This is a genomic window from uncultured Granulicatella sp. (genome assembly GCF_963528315.1).
Taxonomy (GTDB): domain Bacteria; phylum Bacillota; class Bacilli; order Lactobacillales; family Aerococcaceae; genus Granulicatella.
The window spans coordinates 1-20,377 of sequence record NZ_CAURVV010000014.1; the positions used below are offsets into that span (position 1 = coordinate 1).

The 20,377-nt window shown below is 33.5% G+C and carries 21 protein-coding genes, 1 pseudogene and 1 riboswitch; of the genes and pseudogenes, 13 read left to right on the top strand and 9 right to left on the bottom strand.

Features of this window, described 5'->3' with window-relative positions:
- Positions 1-170 precede the first annotated feature (170 nt).
- Positions 171-1,166, bottom strand: a complete 996-nt coding sequence (locus RYK07_RS04690; RefSeq protein WP_314852624.1) for a biotin--[acetyl-CoA-carboxylase] ligase — start codon at positions 1,164-1,166, stop codon at positions 171-173.
- A 160-nt stretch (positions 1,167-1,326) separates the two neighbouring features.
- Between RYK07_RS04690 and RYK07_RS04695 the strand changes: the two genes are divergently transcribed.
- The gene (locus tag RYK07_RS04695) at positions 1,327-2,589 is read left to right on the top strand and encodes a UDP-N-acetylglucosamine 1-carboxyvinyltransferase (protein ID WP_006702290.1); all 1,263 of its coding nucleotides are present in this window, start codon (positions 1,327-1,329) and stop codon (positions 2,587-2,589) included.
- 1 nt (position 2,590) lies between these two features.
- On the top strand, positions 2,591-3,856 hold the full coding sequence (gene rho / locus RYK07_RS04700) for a transcription termination factor Rho (RefSeq protein WP_314852625.1): 1,266 nt from the start codon (positions 2,591-2,593) through the stop codon (positions 3,854-3,856).
- 428 nt (positions 3,857-4,284) lie between these two features.
- Here rho and RYK07_RS04705 read toward each other — a convergent pair whose 3' ends face one another.
- The 8 genes from RYK07_RS04705 to RYK07_RS04740 all read right to left on the bottom strand — a co-directional run bounded on the left by RYK07_RS04705 (position 4,285) and on the right by RYK07_RS04740 (position 9,566).
- Complete coding sequence (locus tag RYK07_RS04705; RefSeq protein WP_314852626.1) at positions 4,285-4,926, bottom strand: HD domain-containing protein; 642 nt, start codon at positions 4,924-4,926, stop codon at positions 4,285-4,287.
- A 64-nt stretch (positions 4,927-4,990) separates the two neighbouring features.
- Positions 4,991-5,722, bottom strand: a complete 732-nt coding sequence (locus tag RYK07_RS04710) for an amino acid ABC transporter ATP-binding protein (RefSeq protein WP_314852627.1) — start codon at positions 5,720-5,722, stop codon at positions 4,991-4,993.
- Position 5,723: 1 nt separating this feature from the next.
- Positions 5,724-7,163 carry an ABC transporter substrate-binding protein/permease gene (locus RYK07_RS04715; RefSeq protein WP_314852628.1) on the bottom strand — a complete coding sequence of 480 codons (1,440 nt, stop codon included), beginning with the start codon at positions 7,161-7,163 and terminating at the stop codon, positions 5,724-5,726.
- A 117-nt stretch (positions 7,164-7,280) separates the two neighbouring features.
- On the bottom strand, positions 7,281-7,436 hold the full coding sequence (locus RYK07_RS04720; protein ID WP_314852629.1) for a YvrJ family protein: 156 nt from the start codon (positions 7,434-7,436) through the stop codon (positions 7,281-7,283).
- A 70-nt stretch (positions 7,437-7,506) separates the two neighbouring features.
- The gene (locus tag RYK07_RS04725; RefSeq protein WP_314852630.1) at positions 7,507-8,379 is read right to left on the bottom strand and encodes an HAD family hydrolase; all 873 of its coding nucleotides are present in this window, start codon (positions 8,377-8,379) and stop codon (positions 7,507-7,509) included.
- Positions 8,376-8,720 carry a YtxH domain-containing protein gene (locus tag RYK07_RS04730; RefSeq protein ID WP_314852631.1) on the bottom strand — a complete coding sequence of 115 codons (345 nt, stop codon included), beginning with the start codon at positions 8,718-8,720 and terminating at the stop codon, positions 8,376-8,378. Before RYK07_RS04730 ends, RYK07_RS04725 begins: the two co-directional genes overlap by 4 nt.
- Before the next feature lies 1 nt (position 8,721).
- Entirely contained in the window at positions 8,722-9,141 is a 420-nt protein-coding gene (locus tag RYK07_RS04735) for a hypothetical protein (RefSeq protein WP_314852632.1), read from the bottom strand.
- Positions 9,142-9,143: 2 nt separating this feature from the next.
- A complete protein-coding gene (locus tag RYK07_RS04740; protein WP_314852633.1) occupies positions 9,144-9,566 on the bottom strand; it encodes an HIT family protein in 423 nt (140 codons plus the stop codon).
- 154 nt (positions 9,567-9,720) lie between these two features.
- Between RYK07_RS04740 and RYK07_RS04745 the strand changes: the two genes are divergently transcribed.
- The 11 genes and pseudogenes from RYK07_RS04745 to RYK07_RS04795 all read left to right on the top strand — a co-directional run bounded on the left by RYK07_RS04745 (position 9,721) and on the right by RYK07_RS04795 (position 20,310).
- Positions 9,721-10,464: an ABC transporter ATP-binding protein gene (locus tag RYK07_RS04745; RefSeq protein WP_314852634.1), complete on the top strand. Its 744-nt coding sequence runs from the start codon at positions 9,721-9,723 to the stop codon at positions 10,462-10,464.
- Positions 10,457-11,689 carry an ABC transporter permease gene (locus tag RYK07_RS04750; protein ID WP_314852635.1) on the top strand — a complete coding sequence of 411 codons (1,233 nt, stop codon included), beginning with the start codon at positions 10,457-10,459 and terminating at the stop codon, positions 11,687-11,689. Before RYK07_RS04745 ends, RYK07_RS04750 begins: the two co-directional genes overlap by 8 nt.
- Positions 11,690-11,780: 91 nt before the next feature.
- A complete protein-coding gene (locus RYK07_RS04755; protein ID WP_006702302.1) occupies positions 11,781-12,581 on the top strand; it encodes a phosphotransferase family protein in 801 nt (266 codons plus the stop codon).
- Between the two features lies 1 nt (position 12,582).
- Positions 12,583-13,248: a tRNA (guanosine(46)-N7)-methyltransferase TrmB gene (gene trmB, locus RYK07_RS04760; RefSeq protein WP_006702303.1), complete on the top strand. Its 666-nt coding sequence runs from the start codon at positions 12,583-12,585 to the stop codon at positions 13,246-13,248.
- A 13-nt stretch (positions 13,249-13,261) separates the two neighbouring features.
- On the top strand, positions 13,262-13,594 hold the full coding sequence (locus tag RYK07_RS04765; RefSeq protein ID WP_314852636.1) for a hypothetical protein: 333 nt from the start codon (positions 13,262-13,264) through the stop codon (positions 13,592-13,594).
- Between the two features lie 97 nt (positions 13,595-13,691).
- Positions 13,692-14,777 (top strand): glutamyl aminopeptidase, encoded by a 1,086-nt coding sequence (gene pepA / locus RYK07_RS04770; RefSeq protein WP_314852637.1) that lies wholly within the window; start codon positions 13,692-13,694, stop codon positions 14,775-14,777.
- Positions 14,778-14,805: 28 nt separating this feature from the next.
- Positions 14,806-15,420: a YtpR family tRNA-binding protein gene (gene ytpR / locus RYK07_RS04775; protein WP_314852638.1), complete on the top strand. Its 615-nt coding sequence runs from the start codon at positions 14,806-14,808 to the stop codon at positions 15,418-15,420.
- Positions 15,421-15,443: 23 nt separating this feature from the next.
- Positions 15,444-16,187, top strand: a complete 744-nt coding sequence (locus RYK07_RS04780; protein WP_314852639.1) for a hypothetical protein — start codon at positions 15,444-15,446, stop codon at positions 16,185-16,187.
- 21 nt (positions 16,188-16,208) lie between these two features.
- Positions 16,209-17,540, top strand: coding sequence for a UDP-N-acetylmuramate--L-alanine ligase (gene murC / locus RYK07_RS04785; protein WP_314852640.1), 1,332 nt, complete (start codon positions 16,209-16,211; stop codon positions 17,538-17,540).
- A 77-nt stretch (positions 17,541-17,617) separates the two neighbouring features.
- Positions 17,618-17,766: riboswitch (Lysine riboswitch) on the top strand.
- 141 nt (positions 17,767-17,907) lie between these two features.
- Positions 17,908-19,567 (top strand): annotated as a pseudogene (locus RYK07_RS04790) (ABC transporter permease subunit).
- 5 nt (positions 19,568-19,572) lie between these two features.
- On the top strand, positions 19,573-20,310 hold the full coding sequence (locus RYK07_RS04795; RefSeq protein ID WP_314852641.1) for an amino acid ABC transporter ATP-binding protein: 738 nt from the start codon (positions 19,573-19,575) through the stop codon (positions 20,308-20,310).
- Positions 20,311-20,377 lie beyond the last annotated feature (67 nt).

Here is a 20,377-nt window from a genome sequence, read left to right on the forward strand (position 1 = left end):
AACCACTAAAAGAAGCCATTGCATATGTAGGAAAATTAGTGGATCAATTATACGACCTTACGGATGAGTTAAAGTAGGACTTGTCTGATGTAGCAAAGAAAAAAAGAAGCTCTGCCAATGCGGAGCTTCTTTTTTCTATATAACTATTGATAAACCTATAAACTAATTATTTATTTCGTACGAATGCTAACTTCTCCATACGACAATGCGTGCAAACATTTATCTTCTTTTTCGACAATCAAACGTCCATTTTCATCAATATCATTTGCAAAAGCATGATAAACATGGTTTCCTTCAATGACTTTGATAGCTTTTCCAATGACATTTGAGTGTTTTCTATAAGAAGGAATAAAATCTCGTTTAGAAAGATTTTCATAATAAAATGCCCATTTTTCTAAAAATGTCGCAATAAAATGATTACGATTAAAAGATTGTGCTTTATATTCCTTTTTAGAAGAAAAAATACTTCCAACTATTGAGTGTAATTCTTCAGGAAAGGCCTCAGGAGCTTCAACTAGATTAATGCCCATTCCTACAATGAGTGATTGAACTTGTTGAGACTCAAAATCGCTAATGACTTCTGTTAAAATTCCTCCAACTTTTTTATCTTGATAAAATAAATCATTTACCCATTTGATATTCAGAGATTTCCCTGTTAATTCTTCTAACGTCTCTACACAAGCTACAGCTGTCGCACAAGTAATGAGAGACAAGTCTTCTAATGCTATAGTAGGGAATAAACAAAGACTAATATATAACCCCGTTTTAGCTGGAGAAACAAATTTTCTTCCTAAACGTCCTCTTCCAGCTGTTTGTTCTTCACTAATAAAAATCGCAGGAGTAGTAGAGTTTTGATTCGCATATAGTTTTGCTAGATCATTGGTGGAGGTAGTACTTTCCATTGTTTGAATGACCCAATCGATTGGATGATGCTGTTGAGTAAGTTCTTGGTTGATTTCTTGTTCAGATAATACATCATTATTTTCAGATAAGGTATATCCTTTATTCGTAGAAGAATCGATGGCATAGCCTTCTTTTTTTAATGATTGGATAGCTTTCCAGATTGAAGTTCGTGATTTATTTAAAGCAAGTGCCATTTTTTCACCGGAAATTGGTTCACCAGCGTGTTCTTGAAGATAGAGTAAAACAGCTTCTTTTGTAGTCATAAAAATCCTCCTTTAGTTGATTCAAATTGTATAAAGATTCAGCAAAATTGTCAACTTTGCTGTTGATTTTGGGTGACAATGATAAATGTAGTTTTAAGTATGCCTTTTTACAAAGGCATGTTATAATGGAATAGAAGATGTTAAGAGAGGATTTGAATCAATGAGGAAATTAGTCATTAATGGAGGAAAACCACTAACTGGTGAAGTAACAATTAGTGGTGCTAAAAATAGTACAGTAGCATTAATTCCTGCTGCTATTTTAGCGTCAGAACCAGTTGTATTAGAAGGTGTTCCAGATATTCAAGATGTCGCTGCATTAATTGAAATTTTGAGCGATTTTAATGTTCATACTACTTTTGAAGAAGGAGTATTAACGATTGATCCAACAAATATGTTATCCATTCCAATGCCAAGTGGAAAAATTCAAAGCATGAGAGCTTCCTATTATTTTATGGGAGCAACTCTTGCAAAATTTGGTGAAGGGGTTGTTGGACTTCCTGGAGGATGTTTCTTAGGACCAAGACCAATTGATCAACATATTAAAGGATTCAAAGCATTAGGAGCAGATGTTCGTAATGAAATGGGAGCTATTTATTTGTCTACAAATGGACAAGGCTTAACAGGAACTCGTATTTATATGGACGTTGTATCCGTAGGAGCAACGATTAATGTTTTATTAGCAGCTGTTCGTGCAAAAGGTAAAACGATTATTGAAAATGCTGCAAGAGAACCTGAGATTATTGATGTAGTTAATTTATTAAATAAAATGGGTGCCAATATTAAAGGTGCTGGTACTAGTGTGATTCGTATTGAAGGTGTAGATGAGTTACACGGATGTCGTCATACGATTATTCCAGATAGAATTGAAGCAGGAACTTATTTATCGATTGCTGCAGCAGTTGGTGAAGGAGTGACTGTTAAAAATGTCATTTTTGAACACATTGAAGGTTTACTTGCAAAAATGGAAGAAATGGGCGTAAAAATGACGATTGGAGAAGAAGATATTTATGTAGCTCCTTCTAAAGATTTAAAAGCTGTAAGTATTAAAACATTACCTTATCCTGGTTTTGCTACTGATTTACAACAGCCAATTACGCCATTGTTAATGAAAGCGACTGGAGAAGCGAAAATTATTGATACAATTTATCCAAAACGTGTCAATCATATCCCTGAATTAAATCGTATGGGAGCTTTAGGACGTGTAGAAAATGACGTGATTTCAATTACTGGTCCAACACCATTAACAGGTTGTGAAGTTGCTGCAAGTGATTTACGAGCTGGAGCAGCATTAGTCATCGCAGGTTTAATGGCTCAAGGTACAACAAAGATTAGCAATATTGAACATATTTTAAGAGGATATTCTCATATTGTAGAAAATCTACAACAATTAGGTGCCGATATTCAAATGATTGAAGAGGATTAAAATGTCAGAAACAATTGAAACAGTAACTTTACCAGTCTTGCAACAAAAGACTTTAAAAGAAATGTATGCTTTTGCGAAGCATTATAAAATTCCTTATTATGGGCAAATGAATAAAAAAGAGTTAGCTCTAGCGATTATGAGAGCTCAAGAAGAAGCGACTGGATTCTTCCAAGTAGAAGGAGTATTAGATATTAATAATGCGGAAGGATATGGTTTCTTACGCCCAATTAATTATTCTACTAGCCAAGAAGATATTTATATTTCTTCTTCTCAAATTCGTAAATTTGCCTTGAGAAATGGTGACTTAGTAGCAGGACCTGCTCGTCCTCCACGTACGGGTGAAAAGTTTAATGGCTTGATGCAAGTTGGAGCAGTCAATGGAAAAGATCCTGAAGAAGCTAAAGAAAGAGATCATTTTCCAGGATTAACACCACTTTATCCTGAAAAGCAAATGCAATTAGAAACAACAACGGGCAGAATTGCTTCAAGAATGTTAGATTTAATTTGCCCCATTGGATTTGGACAGCGGGGATTAATTGTGGCGCCTCCAAAAGCTGGTAAAACAAGTTTATTAAAAGAAATTGCGAATGGAATTACAACGAATTATCCTGAAGCTGAATTAATTATTTTATTAATTGATGAACGACCAGAAGAAGTAACGGATATTGAGCGTACAGTAGAAGCTGAAGTTGTATTTTCAACATTCGATCAAACACCAGAACACCATATTAAAGTGAGTGAATTAGTGTTAGAGCGTGCATTACGTTTAGTAGAAGATGGTCGAGATGTGATTGTCTTATTAGATAGTATTACTCGTTTAGCACGTGCGTATAATTTAACAATTCCACCTTCTGGACGTACATTAAGTGGGGGAATTGATCCGGCTGCTTTTTATCGTCCAAAGAGATTTTTTGGTTCTGCAAGAAATATCGAAGATGGTGGTAGTCTAACAATTTTAGCAACAGCTTTAATTGAAACAGGTAGCCGTATGGATGATGTGATTTATGAGGAGTTTAAAGGAACGGGGAATGCAGAAGTTCATTTATCTCGTGAATTAGCCGAAAGACGTGTATTTCCTGCAATTGATGTAAAACGTTCAGGTACTCGTAAAGAGGAAATTTTACTGGAACCTCATGTTTTAGAAGCAGTGTGGAAAGTTCGTAACACAATGAAAGGTGACGGACTAGAAACAAGCGAGCAAATCGTGAAGCAATTAAGAGAAACAAAGAGTAACAAAGATTTTATAAAGCGTACTGAATTACTGTAAAAGGTATAAAATTAGACTTTTCTGAATGTAGCAAAGGACGGCAGCAGCTTCGTAAATACGAATCTCATGCCTAAACTTTGAGCCTAAGGTCTCAAAGTTTCCTGTATTATCAACCAAATCTGGTTGATAATACTTCTGCTACTGGGAAAAGTCTATTTCATTGGACGTGAATTTATGAGAATACGTAAATAATATAGATTTTTCTGGACGTATTACTACTGACTCATTCGTTTCTCAATTAAAAGAGAGTGAAAAGGAACAGAAAAATTTTCATCGTAGCAGTCATATAAGCCACAAGTTCAGTGGCTTATATGACAAGGAAAAATTGAGACCAAGGCTCAATTTTTAGCCAAGAGACCCCAAAGGGGGCTACTGGCGTCCGGCTACCATGAAAATTTTTTCTGTTCCTATTCACGAGTAAAAAACTTTTACTTTAATCCTTCCCATTCTGCGAAAAATTGGTTTAAATATTCTCTCATAAATTTATGACGATCTTTTGCGATTTCACGAGCTTCTGGTGTATGCAAAGTGTCAGACAATGTTAATAATTTTTCGTAAAAATGTCCAATAGCAGTATCTTCAAGTTGCTCAGCTTTTTCTAAAATCTCTTGAGACTCACCCGTATAAATCGGACGCTGATGTGCACCGGAATATACAAAAGTACGAGCAATAGCAATAGCACCAATCGCATCTAGACGATCCGCATCTTGAACAATTTTGTCTTCAATCGAAATAGGCTGAAGTGGATTCTTCCCATTGCGAAACCCAACAGCATCAATGGAGTAGAGAATTTTTTCAATCAATTCTTTTGATAATCCATGTTGTCCTAATAAATCTCTAACTTCTAATTTAGCTTTTTCTACATTATCGACAATTTTATGATCATATCGATCATGAAGTAGAGCAGCTAATTCAATATGAAGTTGATTAGCTTCGGGATAATTTGCAGCAATTTTTCTGGCATTTTTCCATACCCGTTCAATATGGTACCAATCATGTCCAGTATGTTCTTGAGTAAAAAATTCTTTCATTTCTTTTTGAATCGATTGAATGATTTCCTTATGATTCATGAGTTGTTCCTTTCTAATATCGAATAAAAAGACTTTTGGAAATCCCCAAAAGTCTTTTCATCTCTTAATGTAATACTTTGTTTAAGAAGTTTCTTGTACGATTGTGTTGTGGATTTTTGAAGACTTGTTCTGGTGTTCCATCTTCAACAACATATCCACCATCCATGAAAATCACACGGTTACTTACTTCACGGGCAAATCCCATTTCGTGAGTTACTACGACCATTGTCATCCCATCTTTTGCTAATTGTTGCATTACCTCTAATACATCTCCAACCATTTCAGGGTCAAGAGCAGAAGTAGGTTCATCGAATAATAACATTTTTGGTTTCATTGCTAAAGCACGAGCAATGGCCACACGTTGTTTTTGCCCACCAGATAATGTTTTGGGATAAACATCTGCTTTATCTTCTAGTCCAACCATTCTTAATAATTCTAAAGCGTGCTTGTCTGCATCTTCTTTTGTTTCACGTCCTAATTCAACAGGAGCTAATGTGATATTTTCTTTAATGGTTAAATGAGGGAATAAGTTAAAGTGTTGAAATACCATTCCAATTTCTTGACGAACAAAGTTTAAATCAGTATTTTTATCCGTTAAATCATATCCATCTACAATAACTTTACCTTCTGTTGTTTTTTCTAGACGATTTAAACAACGTAAAAATGTTGATTTTCCTGATCCTGAAGGACCGATAATGCAAACGACTTGTCCTTCTTCGATTTCTAAATCAATCGATTTTAAGACTTCTAATTCACCGTAATTCTTTTTAAGGCCTTTTACTTCGATAATTGCCATCTTATGCCTTCCTTTCTAAACGTGCTGAAATTTTTGTAAGTAGAGTAATGACGATTAAATACATCATTCCAACAATAAACCACATTGAACTTGATTGTAAGTTTCTTGCAATAATTATTTTACCAGTTTGTGTTAATTCTACAAGTCCTATGATTGATAAAATTGAAGTATCTTTCAAAGTAATGACAAATTGGTTAATAAATGAAGGAACCATTAAACGAATCGCTTGAGGCAAAATAATTTTTTGCATTGATTTGTAATATGGTAATCCTAAACTCATTGCTGCTTCACTTTGTCCTTTATCAATCGCGTTAATACCACCACGAACAATTTCAGCAATATAAGCCGCAGCATTTAATCCTAATGTTGTAATAGCTGCAATAGTAGCATCTAAACGAATATTTAATGCTTGAGGAATTCCGAAATAAATGAAGAATGTTAAAACAATTAGTGGAATACCACGCATAAAGTCAATGTAAATTGTTGCAATTGTTTCTAAAATAGAAATACGGCTAGTTCTCATTAATCCTAAAAGAACACCGATAATTGTTGCAATTGCAAGAGAAACAAATGTAATCCAAATTGTATTCCATAATCCGTTTAAAAGAGTAGGAGCGTTTGTTTTTAATAATCCTAATAAACTTGTATCTTCAGTAGAAGCAGTTGTTGAATCGTCTGTTCCAATATATTTATTAATGATTTTATCGTATTCACCATTAGCTTTTAAAGTAGCTAATCCACGGTTGAAAGCTTCGATAAATTCAGTGTTTTGATTTTTTAATACGGCAACACCATATTGAGTGACTTGTTCTTTATAAGAAGTTAAGGTCATTGGTAAGTGATTACTGCGAATGGCATATCCTAATACTGGATAATCTTCGAAAGCAGCCACACTATTTCCGCTGACTACGTCTTGATACATATTTGCTGAATCTTCAAATGTTGAAATCGTAAAACCATATTGATCTTTAATAGAAGAAGCAAAACTAGCTCCTTGCGTCCCAATTTTTACTGCGACATTTTTACCGCGTAGTTCTTCATAAGTACTAATATTACTTGAAGTACTTGCTGCCATTCCAATACCGCTATCAAAGTATGAATCTGTGAAGTCGAATTTTTGTTTTCTTTCATCTGTCATACTCATTCCGGCGATAACAGCATCTACTTGTCCAGCTTCTAAAGCTTGAACCGCAGCGTTAAATCCTAAAGCTTTGATTTCAATTTCAAAATTTTCTTCTTTTGCAATAGCTTTGATTAAATCCATATCAATTCCAACATAATTACCAGAAGTATCTTGGAATTCAAATGGGGCAAATGTTGTGTCTGTTGCAATCGTATATTTTTTTGTTGCAGCTTCAATTGGAGTAGAAAGAAGGAAAAATAAAATTCCTAATAAGCTAATCCAGAAGCTCTTTTTCTTAATGTTCTTATGTATTTTCATAAAGACCTCCATATTGTTAAAAATTAATGTGGGTCTAGTTTACTAGATTTTAATGTGAAAAACAAAAAACAGGTCTCATATCATGTTACATTTTCTGACATGAGATCTGTAATGGATTCACTCTTTCTTTAAATGATGATTGAGTTCAGTTAACAAATGAATCATTGTATCTAACCGTTGTTCCATTCGATGAAGTAAGTAAATACTCATTGCAATTGGAAATCCCATATTGCTAATTAAAGCGATGAACGGTTGAAGAATATCTGCTTCCATAAAATCACCTCCTACTATAAAAAAGGAGAAGATATAAAAAATTACCCCCTTATTAAAGGAGGTAATAGATTTAACGTTGTTGATCTAAACATTGTTGAATGGCTTTTGCAACACCACCATGTTTGTTATCATCTGTTTGATATTTAGCAGTGTTCATTGCTTCTCGGTTAGCATTTCCCATTGCTACACTATAACCAGCTAGTTTTAACATAGAAACGTCATTTGAATTATCACCAATTGCAAAAACTTCATCCATTGAAATTCCTAAAGTTTCTGCATAATATTGAAGTGCAATTCCTTTTTGAGCATCTTTATGAGTGATTTCAATATTTGTTTTATATGATGAAGTAACGACTAGATTAGGCAGTTCTTGTTCGACATAAGATTTAATTTCCATTAATGAATCTTCAGCTTCGTAATTAGAAGTTAAGACCTTATAAATTTTAATCGTTGGATCTTCTAAAACTTCATCAACGCTAGAAATATCTGTTGCATCAAAAAGTTTTCTCAATTTTTCAAGCTCAGCTTCAAATTCTTCAAGAGTAAGATCTGGATGATTTTCTTTAAAAGTAGCCACTCGTTTTGCAAATTTTTCTGCAAAGTGTAAAGAGAATAATCCTTTTGAAGTCATCATATCCCAATTGTTATGATATTTCTCAATTTTTTGAATAAGTTTTCTTGTATCTTCATGAGAAAGAGTGACTTCTTTTAAAATAGTTCCATCTTCTTGATAAATAACGGCTCCGTTTAATCCAATGACAGGGCATTGAATATTTGCAGGTTCTAAGCAGAGAGAAGCTTGGTAAAAATCTCTTCCTGAGCAAATGACAAATGGAATATTCTTTTCTTGTAAATAGTGGACCATTTTAACATTATCCGGATGAATAGTGGAATGGTCTTGTAAAATCGTACCATCCATATCACTAGCAAATAATCGAATCATACGTTCTCCTTTTTTGCTTCTTGAATATGTTTATTTAACAATGATAGATGTGCTTGGATTCTTTTAATACGAGGTTGGCTCATATGTTTAAAATTTTGTACATCTTCCATTATTTCTTCAGATAGTTCTTTGACTTGTGGAATAATTCGATATTGTAATTGTTGTGTTCCTTTTTGAAGAACAGGGATTCCATTACTTAAAGTTGAAATATCTTCAGATAAGCTCACGATATTCTCATATAATTTTTCACGATTTTTTTTGCCATTATGTTTAGTTGTTAATAGAGCTACTGTACCACCAACAATACTTCCGAAGAGTAATCCTTTAACAAATTTTTTCATCTTATTTTCTTCTCCAAATTTCTAAGTAAATCTCATCGTGAGAATTTCCTTTAAATTGTTCTTTTTGAACGACTTCAACATCATTCAAAGGTAATTCTAATTTTTTATCGCTTGGATAAACACTTGGCCATTTATAGAAATAATAATCTACCTCACCTTTAAAATCGTGAAGTTGAATATCTTCATTTTCGACAAAAACAAAATCATTTTCTTTTGAAACAGAAAGATTAAATTCGGCTAACGACTGGATAGAAACATCAGTACCTTCAAATAATTCTCTAGAATAATCTGATACATATAAAGTTCCATTTTCTTGTTTTACTTTGCTTACAATGTTTTCAATTAAAGAAGCATCTTTTGATTGACGACGATGATTGAAAAGAACACCATTATTTTTGTCTAATACATAAATGATTTTCATATTTATCCCTCCACATGTTTGGCAATGTTTTGTGCGATAGTTGCTAATTCCTCGTGAGAATAGTCATGAGTTTCCCATTTTAATCCAAAACCTTCTTCGTGTTTGTATCGAGGAATTAAATGGATATGAGAGTGGAATACACTTTGAAAAGCGACTTCACCATTATTATTTAAAATATTTACCCCTTTTACATCTGGGTTCATTGCTTTTAAAGCACGAGCAATTTTTGGAATTCTGCTAAAAACAGCTGCAGCTAATTCCTCATCATATTCAAAAATATCTTTTACGTGTTTTTTTGGCACGACTAATGTATGACCAGGGGTTACTTGCCCTAAGTCTAAAAAGGCAATGACTACCTCATCCTCATAAACAATATGTGCTGGAATTTCTTTAGAAATAATTTTATCAAAAATACAATCTGACATGATAAAAACCTCCTTAAATTGTATAGGCAAATCGTACCATGAGTAGTGAAGGAATGCAATGAAATCGCGAAGTTTTTCTTCAAATGAAAGATTCTAGGAACTAGAGTGTTTTTTTGATATAATAATGCTAAATTGTGTAGGATTGGAGAAAGTTATGACATTAAAAGTAGATAATATTACAGCTGGTTATACTCAAGTTCCTGTTATTAAAGGAGTTTCTTTTGAAGTACAATCAGGGGAAATTTGTGGACTCATTGGATTAAATGGAGCAGGGAAAAGTACAACAATTAAATGTATTACAAATTTTATTCAACCATTTTCAGGGGAAATTTCGATTCAAGGACATACGGTAGCAGAAAGTGTTCGAGATTATCGTAAATTGATTGCAGTCATTCCGGAAACACCTGTTTTATATGAAGAATTAACCTTTAGAGAACATATCGAATTAACAGCTCGTGCGTATCAACAAGATACGCCAGAAACGATGCATCGAGCAATGGAATTAGTAGAACAATTTCGTTTAACAAAGCAATTAGATTGGTTCCCCGCATATTTTTCAAAAGGAATGAAACAAAAGGTACTCATTGTTTGTGCCTTAATGTTAGACGTTCCATTATATGTGGTAGATGAACCATTTTTAGGATTAGATCCATTAGGAATTCGTACATTATTAAATGTTTTAAGAGAGAAAAAAGAATCTGGAGCGGCAATCTTAATGTCTACGCATGTGCTAGATACTGCAGAAAAATATTGTGATCGTTTCATTGTATTACATGATGGATTAGTTCAAGCACAAGGAGATTTAGAAACTCTTAAAGGCGAAGTTCGAATTGATGAAACTTCATTAGAAGACGTGTATTTTGCATTAACAACGAATACAGGTGATCATCATGAATAGTGAACAATTGTGGGGAAGTCGTTTCAAGACTTATCAGAAAAAAGTAATGAAATATGCCAAATATATGATGAATGATCATTTTATGATTGTTGTCTTTTTCTTATTGGGCTTTCTATTATTTCAATATTCAACTTGGTTAAAAACGATTCGTATTTTAGAATGGCCTTTGATATTATTGATTAGTTTGTTATTAGCTGTTTTTCCATTATTTGGTGAAATTGCTACTTATGTAGAAGAGGCTGATTTACACTTTTTAAGTGTAATTGGGGAAGATTTTAAACCCTATTTTAAACGTGCGATTCGTTATAGTTGGATTTTTCCATTAGTGATGAATTTTATTGCAACGATTTTTGTGTTGCCGATTTTTATGCAAGCATATGGGAACGGAATGATTCCATTTATTGCTATTTTTGTAACGCTATTATCACTAAAAGGATTCCATTTTATGATTCAAAAATCAATTTTTGAAGGAAAGTTACCGAAAAATTCTTTTTATAATGTAGCACTTTACTTGGTGAATAGTATTTGTTTGTTTGGAATTCTTTCCTTTATTCCAAAAGTGTTCTCTTTATCGATGACACAAGTATTAGCAGTTCTTGCAATTGGACTTTATCGTTTTGCATCTGCTAAAACGGTGAATTTTGATTGGAATGAAATGATTCAAAAAGAACAAGTACGTCAGCAAAGAATTTTTAGAGTCATTGCTTTGTTTGTCGATGTGCCTTTTTTAAAGAAACATCAAGCGAAGAGAAACCAATCATTGGATATTTTCGTCAAACGTTTAACACCAAATCGTATTCACCCCTATCGTTATTTATTAGTTCGAACAGCGTTAAGAAGTTCCAACTATGTTTCAGTATTCCTTCAAATGATAGTCGTAACGGTGTTATTATCATTTGCTAGTTCCATTTGGTACTGGATTCTAGCGATTCAATCGATTATGATGTTGGTGATTTGTTTCCAATTTACTTCTTTATACAAACATCCTAAAGCTCATTCGATTTATATTCATTCCTTATATGATCCAAAAGAGATGATGGATGATTTTATTGGAGTTGTTTTACAATTAGTCATTGGAGCAAGTATCATTATTAGTGTAGTAACTGCTTTAGTCTCGAGAAATGCTTTCGTATTAGCAGGACTTTTTTGGTATCCCGTATTATCTGCTGCCTTTTTATATGGTTATTTAAAACCACGTCTAAATCGTAAAAAGAAAAGAAGATAGATTTTAACCGTGAAGCTTGACGGAAACATTGGGACAGCATAAAATGAAAGATAACGAATAAACTCAAGAAATGGTCGGTAGGGATAGAAATATGGAACAAAATATGGATGCAGGATGGGAATTACATCCAATTGGGGGAGATACCGGACAAGCATATATGGCAGTGAGAGCGCAGGAGAGAGTCTTTTTAAAAAGAAATTCTTCACCATTTTTAGCTGCATTGTCAGGCGAGGGAATTGCTCCTAAACTAATGTGGACCAAGAGAGCTGGAAATGGAGATGTTCTAACAGCTCAAGAATGGTTAAATGGTCGATCCTTAACAACTGAAGAAATGAATTCGATGGAAGTGATTGATTTATTAAAAGAAATCCATCAGTCTCCTAATTTACTATTAATGCTTCAAAAAATTCAAGGCGAAGAATATACTGCTCAGCATTTCATTGAAGATTATTTAGTAAATTTACAGTCAGGTTTACAAAGTCATCGTTTCTTATCAGAAGTATTAGATTATTTAAAAGAAACATTACCGCTTGTATTAGAAGCAGGAAAAACTGTTTGTCATGGTGATTTAGATCGTCGTAATTTCTTATTGGCAAATGATAAATTATATTTAATTGATTGGGAAATGGTTCGTTTAGCTGATCCTGTATCGGATTTAACGATGATTTTAACCCAATACATTCCTGTTCATCAATGGGGTGAATGGTTAGATGCTTATGGGTTAAATTTATCAACGAATATTTACCAACGAATTGAATGGTATGCGTTGATGAATTGTTTAAACTTTATTAAGAAAAGTCATTTTGAAGGTCGTTATTATGAAATGAATGAAAAGATTTTAGTTGTAAAATCAATTTATAATCATCGTTTGATGAAAGAAGAGGAGTATTAAATTGCGTTTAAGAAATAAACCATGGGCTAAAGATACTTTGTTGGCTCATCCAGAAATGGTGATTCAAAATCCAGAGGAATGGAAAGGACGCTGGAAAGAAAGATTTGGAAATGATCATCCGATTCATATTGAAATCGGATCTGGAAAAGGACAATTTGTTAGTGAAATGGCAAAGAAAAATCCAGAAATCAATTATATTGGGATTGAAATTCAAACAAGTGTGATTGTTGTTGCGTTAGAAAAAGCGTTAGCAGCAGAAGTTCCAAACTTACAATTATTACATATTGATGGTGGAACAGTAACAGATTATTTTGCAGATGGTGAAGTTGATCGAATTTACTTGAATTTTTCTGATCCATGGCCTAAGAAACGTCATGCTAAAAGACGCTTAACTCATGCTGATTTTCTAAAAGCATATGAACAAGTATTGCCGTTAGAAGGAGAAATTCATTTTAAAACAGATAATCGTGGATTATTTGAATATAGTTTAGCTTCATTTTCTCAATTTGGAATGATATTAAAGCAAGTATGGTTAGATTTACACCAAGTAGAGTTTGAAGGCAATGTGATGACCGAATATGAAGAAAAGTTTTCTGCTAAAGGACATCCAATTTATCGAGTAGAAGCAATTTTCCCAAAAGAGCGTCATCCCTATGAAGTGAAATAGAGGAGTGAGTAAAATGTCAGAAAATAAATCATCTTTTACAGCAGGATTATTCCTTGCAGCCGGTGCTTTTGTTGGTGCATGGCTTGTTTCTAAATTTTATGAAAAGAAACTAGTAAATGGGGATATCATTGTAGGAAATGTTCGTCGTTTATTTACAGTTGTTGGTACAATTGAAGGTTCATGGATTGAAATGGAACCTGTGTATATTGAACAAGAAGATTTTAGTGGATATGTATACTATGGTGGCATTACTCGTAAAGAACAAGAAGAATTGGTACAATACGAATTTTATGCAGATGCCAAAACAGGTGCAGTTCTAGATTTATATAAAATAGCGTCAGCCTAAGGGTGAGGAATACTCATCAAAGAGTGACGGTTAAAGGAGCTCTGAAAGGACTGGGAACGGTACATTAGAGCTTTTTATTCTTATGGAGGCAAGAACAATGGAAAAGAAAACAGAAAGTTTAATTAAAACTTTAACAGAATTACAATCAACAAGTGGACATGAAAGAAATGTTCGAGAATTTATGAGAAAAGAAATGGAGCCATTAGTCGATCGTATTGAGCAAGATGGTTTAGGTGGCATTTTTGGAGTTCGTGAACATCAAGATGCGAATGCTCCTAAAATTATGATTGCTGCTCATATGGACGAAGTTGGATTTATGGTGACAAACATCACTTCAACAGGTTTATTAAAAGTTAGCCCATTAGGTGGTTGGAATCCATATGTCGTTTCTGCGCAACGTTTTACATTGCAAACTCGTAAAGGAGATTATCCTGTTATTTCAAGTTCAATTCCTCCACATTTATTACGTGCAGCGGGTGGACAACAAGCAGCAGTGAAAGTAACAGATATTTTATTTGATGCTGGATTTACTTCAAAAGAAGAAGCTGAGGAATATGGGGTTCGTCCTGGAGATACAATTGTTCCTTTAGTGGAAACAATTTGGACAGCGAATAAAAAACGAATGATTGCAAAATCATGGGATAATCGTTATGGTTGTACAGTAGTATTAGAAGCTTTACGTGAATTGAAGAATGAAGTTTTGCCAAATACACTAATTGCTGGTGCTAATGTTCAAGAAGAAGTTGGACTACGTGGTACAGGACCAAGTGTTACAAAATTCAATCCAGATTTATTCTTTGCTGTAGACTGTTCTGCGGCAGATGATTTAACAGGTTCAAAAGATACATTTGGACATTTAGATCAAGGATTCTTATTAAGAATATTAGACCCAGGTTTAATTACGTTACCTCGTATGAAGGAATTTTTAGAAGATACTGCTTTAACTCATAATATTCCATTCCAATATTTTGTTTCTCAAGGTGGAACAGATGCAGGGAAAGCTCACTTAATGAATCAAGGTGTTCCAAGTACGGTGATTGGGGTATGTGCTCGTTATATTCATACACATCAAACAATGTTCTCGATTAAAGACTATGAAGCGGCTCGTGAAATGGTTATTCAAACGATTCGTGCATTAGATCGTAGTACAGTTGATACAATTTTAGATGGAAGAACAAATTAATTAAAAAAATAAATTTAAGGAGATTATTATGTGGTTAAGTTTTTATAATCAAGAAGGTATTTCAGATACATTATTATTAACATCAGGAGCGGCAAACCGTTATGATGTAGCGATTGAAACTAAAAATGGAGTAACACGTGTATTCGATGAAAAAACGAATACAGTGATTGGCTATAATATTGCAGGAATTTCAAACCATATTCGTTTTGAAAAAGCAGGACAACAATTTTTATCTGCAGAAAAGCAAGAAACAGTTAAAAGATTAATTCAAGAAGCTGGATTTGATGGTGATTCATTAGATTTATCTCCAAAAGATACTTTAGTTGTTGGTTATGTAGAAACTTGTGTTCCTCATGAAGACTCAGATCATTTACATGTTACACAAACACGTGTAAGCCAAGATACAGTTTTACAAATTGTTTGTGGAGCTCCAAATGTAAAAGCAGGACAAAAAGTTGTAGTAGCAACTCCAGGTACTGTAATGCCAAATGGAAGCATTATTTGGTCAGGAGAATTACGTGGGGTAGAAAGTCACGGAATGTTATGTTCAGCTCGTGAATTAGGATTAGAAAATGCGCCTGCTAAAAAAGGAATTTTAGTGTTAAATGATGATGCAGTTATCGGAGAGCCATTTAAAGGTTAATAAATCGAAGAGGAGTGGTATTTGTGTCAAATAACCATCGTTCGATGAGAGAAATTAGTAACCAATATTTACCAAATAAGCAAAATTTTCAAACAAAATGGGTGGATTTTCCCAATCATTTGCACCCAAAAGAAGAGGTAGCATTTGAATCTGAACAAGAAGAGATGAAAGAAGAAGCCATTGTGGAACATTATCTTCCTTTTTCTCATCCAACTCCTTCAGCATTAGAAGAAAAAATGAACCCTGAAAAAAAAGAAGGAATTTTTCAATCTTTTAAAGAAAGTAGTCAAAGAGGAAACAATCGAGATAAATGGCGTAGTTTTTTACAAGAAAAACCAACTCGTACTCGTTTTACACCTTCAACAGTTCCTTCGATTTTAAAAGGGATGACTCCTGTTAAAAATGTAAAAAAACAAGTTGCATATGAAGAATTAGAAAATGAATTAAAAAGAGATGCGGAAGAGTTACTTATATTTTCTAGTGAAGAAACACCCTTAGTGACAGTAGAAGAAGTAGAAGTTGAGAGAAAATCTCAAAAGATTGAAAAACAAACTCCATTACAAAAAAGAGTGAATACTTCTTTATCTTCTAGTCAAATGGTACAAGAAACATTATTGAAGACTTTACCCGATACACAATCAATGGAAGTATTAGCTCCAGAGTTGAAACCTTTACCTGGTAAGCAGAGAAGAGCAATGAATCGTTCACTATCATGGATAATGGAACAAGAACAAGGGAAAGATACTTTACCATATAGTAAAAAGTAAACATAGGAAGTGGAATTGATCATGGATAAAAGTAAAATTTATCATTTTACGGGTATAAAAGGCTCTGGGATGAGTGCTTTAGCCCTAGTATTACATGGAGAAGGATATTCTGTTCAAGGCTCGGACTTGGAGAATTATTTCTTTACCCAAAAAGGTTTAGAAGATGCTGGCATTAAAATGTTCCCTTTTAGTGCAGATAATATTCAAGAAGGACAAATTGTTATTGCAGGGAATGCATTTCCAGATAGCCATGAAGAATTAGTAGCTGCACGAGAAAAAGGAATTGAAGTCATTCGATATCATAAATTTTTAGGAGAATTATTAAAAGGATATAAAAGTGTTGCTATTACTGGTTCGCATGGAAAAACAAGTACAACAGGTTTATTAGCACATGTTTTAAGTGCGATGGAACCAACAAGCTATTTAATTGGTGACGGTACAGGGCATGGGGTAGAAGGGTCTGAATACTTTGTATTAGAAGCCTGTGAGTATAAACGTCATTTCATGGCCTATAAACCAGATTATGCAATTATGACAAATATCGATTTTGATCATCCTGATTATTATACAGATATTGATGATGTACAAAGTGCGTTTGAATCATTTGGTCGTCAAGTGAAAAAAGGGATTATTGCTTGTGGAGATGATGAAAGATTACATCAATTGGATGTGACTACACCAATTACATATTATGGAATTGCTAAAGGCAATGATATTGTGGCAGAAAATATTGAAAAAGATACAGAAGGTAGTCATTTTGATGTTTTTATCCATGGTAAATACTATGGTAAATTTGATATTCCAACATTTGGAACTCATAATATTTTAAATGCATTAGCGATTATTACTTTTTATTATTTAAATAATTTTAATCCAGAAGAATTGGCAACTAATTTAAAAACTTTTGGTGGAGTAAAACGTCGTTTCTCAGAGAAAAAAATTAAAGAGATTACAGTCATTGATGATTACGCACATCACCCATCTGAAATTCGTGCAACATTAGATGCTGCAAGACAAAAATATCCAACGAAAAAAATTGTAGCGGTATTTCAACCACATACATTTACAAGAACCATTGCATTATTAGATGAGTTTGCAAAAGCATTATCTTTAGCTGATGATGTCTATTTATGTGATATTTTTGCTTCAGTACGTGAAAAATCAGGAAATGTTTCGATTGAAGATTTAGCAGCTTTAGTGGAAGGTGGAGCAACTGTATTAAAACTTGAAAATGTTTCACCATTGTTAGTGTATAAAGATGCTGTTATTATCTTTATGGGAGCAGGAGATGTACAAAAATTTGAATTTGCTTATGAACAATTATTAAGCAGCACATCTCCAACACAAAATTAATAATGAAAATTAAATGAAAATAGTTGACATCATATTTTCATTTTGTTAGAATGACATTACTTAATTAAATATATGGTTATTGAACTTGAGGCGCGGATGACAAAAGTACGTGATTACGGAAAGGGGATTTCGCCGAAATGTAGCAAAGCTATGTTGGGGGCTGGTCATAATAGGTCAGTCACTGTCACACTCTCTGCCCAGAACAGTGTGAAGTGCAATCAATTGCCGGGCAAAAGCAGTTTATGCTAATTTTTTCTGTACACTTTTTTAGGATAAGAGTCTATTCAGGGGAGATTGCGAACCTTTTGTTCGTGATCTCTCTTTTTTATTTGAGTCCAAAGTTTATAACCAAGAGGAGAGGGTTTTTATGAAAAAAAATTTATTAAAAGGATTATTAACGGTAGCAATCGGTTTAGGTTTAGCTGCATGTGGAAGTAAATCATCAAGCAACCAATTAGTTGTTGGGATGGAAGCAGGATATCCACCATTTAACTGGACACAACAAACAGATGCTAACGGAGCTGTGAAAATCCAAGGAACAAATGATTATGCTGGCGGTTATGATGTTGAAATTGCTAAACGTGTCGCTAAAAAATTAAATAAAGAATTAGTTGTTGTAAAAACTGAGTGGGATGGCTTAACACCAGGCGTTGTTTCTGGTAAACTAGATGCAATCATAGCTGGTATGAGTCCAACTGCTGAAAGAAAAGAAGCAATTGATTTCTCAGATAACTATTACAAATCACAATTAGTAATGATTGTTAAAAAAGGTAGTAAATTTGAACAAGCTAAAACATTAGCTGACTTTTCAGGCGCTAAAGTAACTGGACAATTAAACACTTTCCATTATAGCGTGATTGATCAAATCCCAGGCGTTGCAAAACAACCTGCAATGGATAACTTCCCTGCAATGCGTGTAGCATTACAAGCTGGTACAATTGATGCTTATGTTTCTGAATTACCAGAAGGTGTTTCTGCTCAAGCTGCAAATTCAGATTTTGTAATGATTAAATTAACAGATGGTTTCCAAGCAAGTGATGAAGATACAGATACAGCTGTTGGATTGAAAAAAAATAGCCCATTGAAAGATGCTATCAACAAAGCTTTATCAGAAATTTCTGATGCTGAACGTCAACAAATTATGGATGAAGCAATCAAAAATCAACCAGCTGCTAACTAATAAACATATTTTACTAAACTAGAAGGGGAAACCCTTCTAGATACATAACTAAAAAAAAGAAAGAGGGCAAAAGATGAATATTGAATGGATTATCAAAATTATACAAGATAATTGGCCAATGTTTCTAAATGGAGCTTGGGTAACCTTATATATTTCTATTATTGGGACAATTATTGGAACAGGAATCGGATTATTAATAGGATTAGTAAAAACTATTCCTATGCCAGAAAAAGGTTCGAAAAGAATTGCTTTAAAAATTGCTAATGCCATTTTAACAGCTTATACAGAGTTCTTTAGAGGAACACCAATGATTGTACAAGCAATGGTTATTTATTATGGATCTGCCTTAGCATTTGGAATTGATATGGATCGTACATTTGCTGCGATTTTTATTGTATCGATTAACACAGGGGCTTATATGTCTGAGATTGTTCGTGGAGGGATTATTTCTATCGACAAAGGACAATTTGAAGCAGCTCAAGCCATTGGGATGACACATACTCAAACAATGATGAATGTTGTATTCCCACAAGTTATTCGTAATATTCTACCTGCAACAGGAAATGAGTTTGTAATCAATATCAAAGATACTTCTGTATTGAACGTAATTTCTGTTTCAGAATTATATTTTGCAACAAAAACAGTTGCGGGAGCAAACTTCCGTTATTTTGAAACATTCTTTGTCACATTGATTTTATACTTCATTATGACAACTGTTTTAACACAAATTTTACGTTATATTGAACGTAGAATGGATGGCCCTGATAACTATGAAATCATTCATTCAGATCCATTAAATTCAAATTCAATGGCATCTGTATACGAAAAAACGAAAGGGAAAGGATAAGAATCATGAGTCAAGAAGTAGTAACGATTAAACATTTAAATAAAGTATTCGGGACTCATGAAGTCCTTAAAGATATTTCATTTTCAGTAGAATCTGGTGAAGTAGTAACGATTATTGGTTCTTCAGGTTCAGGAAAATCTACTTTATTACGTTGTGTAAACTTATTAGAAAAACCAACTTCTGGTGAAATTTTATATAACGGAAAAAATATTTTAGATGAGGATACAAATATTTATGAATATCGTACTCATTTAGGAATGGTTTTCCAACAATTTAATTTGTTTAATAACTTAAATGTATTAGAAAACTGTACAGTTGGTCCTATTAAAGTGTTGAAAAAATCTAAAGAAGAAGCTGAGGAAATTGCGAAAGGTTTCTTAGAGAAAGTTGGAATGAGTGCCTATTTAAATGCTCGTCCTCGTCAATTGTCAGGTGGACAAAAGCAACGTGTAGCGATTGCTAGAGCATTATCCATGCAACCAGATGTATTATTATTTGACGAACCAACTTCTGCATTAGACCCGGAAATGGTGAATGAAGTTTTAGAAACAATGAAGAGTTTAGCCCATACTGGATTAACAATGATTATTGTGACACACGAAATGGAATTTGCTAGAGACGTTAGTGACCGTGTTATCTTTATGGATAAAGGGGTTATTGCTGAAGAGGGAACTGCTGAGCAAATCTTTACAAATCCGCAAAAAGAAAGAACAAAAGAATTCTTGATGCGTGTATTGTTGTAAATTAACTTTTCTAATAGTAGTAAAATACGGCAGCAGATATTGAAAGGTATCTGCTGCCGTAGTGTTT

What these genes read in the sequence shown, in the direction of transcription:
- RYK07_RS04715 (WP_314852628.1), bottom strand. Translation starts at nt 7,163, where the DNA reads ATGAAAATACATAAGAACATTAAGAAAAAGAGCTTCTGGATTAGCTTA.
- RYK07_RS04690 (WP_314852624.1), bottom strand. Translation starts at nt 1,166, where the DNA reads ATGACTACAAAAGAAGCTGTTTTACTCTATCTTCAAGAACACGCTGGT.
- RYK07_RS04795 (WP_314852641.1), top strand. Translation starts at nt 19,573, where the DNA reads ATGAGTCAAGAAGTAGTAACGATTAAACATTTAAATAAAGTATTCGGG.
- pepA (WP_314852637.1), top strand. Translation starts at nt 13,692, where the DNA reads ATGGAAAAGAAAACAGAAAGTTTAATTAAAACTTTAACAGAATTACAA.
- RYK07_RS04705 (WP_314852626.1), bottom strand. Translation starts at nt 4,926, where the DNA reads ATGAATCATAAGGAAATCATTCAATCGATTCAAAAAGAAATGAAAGAA.
- rho (WP_314852625.1), top strand. Translation starts at nt 2,591, where the DNA reads ATGTCAGAAACAATTGAAACAGTAACTTTACCAGTCTTGCAACAAAAG.
- ytpR (WP_314852638.1), top strand. Translation starts at nt 14,806, where the DNA reads ATGTGGTTAAGTTTTTATAATCAAGAAGGTATTTCAGATACATTATTA.
- RYK07_RS04765 (WP_314852636.1), top strand. Translation starts at nt 13,262, where the DNA reads ATGTCAGAAAATAAATCATCTTTTACAGCAGGATTATTCCTTGCAGCC.
- RYK07_RS04730 (WP_314852631.1), bottom strand. Translation starts at nt 8,720, where the DNA reads ATGAAAAAATTTGTTAAAGGATTACTCTTCGGAAGTATTGTTGGTGGT.
- RYK07_RS04710 (WP_314852627.1), bottom strand. Translation starts at nt 5,722, where the DNA reads ATGGCAATTATCGAAGTAAAAGGCCTTAAAAAGAATTACGGTGAATTA.
- RYK07_RS04755 (WP_006702302.1), top strand. Translation starts at nt 11,781, where the DNA reads ATGGAACAAAATATGGATGCAGGATGGGAATTACATCCAATTGGGGGA.
- murC (WP_314852640.1), top strand. Translation starts at nt 16,209, where the DNA reads ATGGATAAAAGTAAAATTTATCATTTTACGGGTATAAAAGGCTCTGGG.
- RYK07_RS04745 (WP_314852634.1), top strand. Translation starts at nt 9,721, where the DNA reads ATGACATTAAAAGTAGATAATATTACAGCTGGTTATACTCAAGTTCCT.
- RYK07_RS04695 (WP_006702290.1), top strand. Translation starts at nt 1,327, where the DNA reads ATGAGGAAATTAGTCATTAATGGAGGAAAACCACTAACTGGTGAAGTA.
- RYK07_RS04725 (WP_314852630.1), bottom strand. Translation starts at nt 8,379, where the DNA reads ATGATTCGATTATTTGCTAGTGATATGGATGGTACGATTTTACAAGAC.
- RYK07_RS04720 (WP_314852629.1), bottom strand. Translation starts at nt 7,436, where the DNA reads ATGGAAGCAGATATTCTTCAACCGTTCATCGCTTTAATTAGCAATATG.
- RYK07_RS04750 (WP_314852635.1), top strand. Translation starts at nt 10,457, where the DNA reads ATGAATAGTGAACAATTGTGGGGAAGTCGTTTCAAGACTTATCAGAAA.
- RYK07_RS04735 (WP_314852632.1), bottom strand. Translation starts at nt 9,141, where the DNA reads ATGAAAATCATTTATGTATTAGACAAAAATAATGGTGTTCTTTTCAAT.
- RYK07_RS04740 (WP_314852633.1), bottom strand. Translation starts at nt 9,566, where the DNA reads ATGTCAGATTGTATTTTTGATAAAATTATTTCTAAAGAAATTCCAGCA.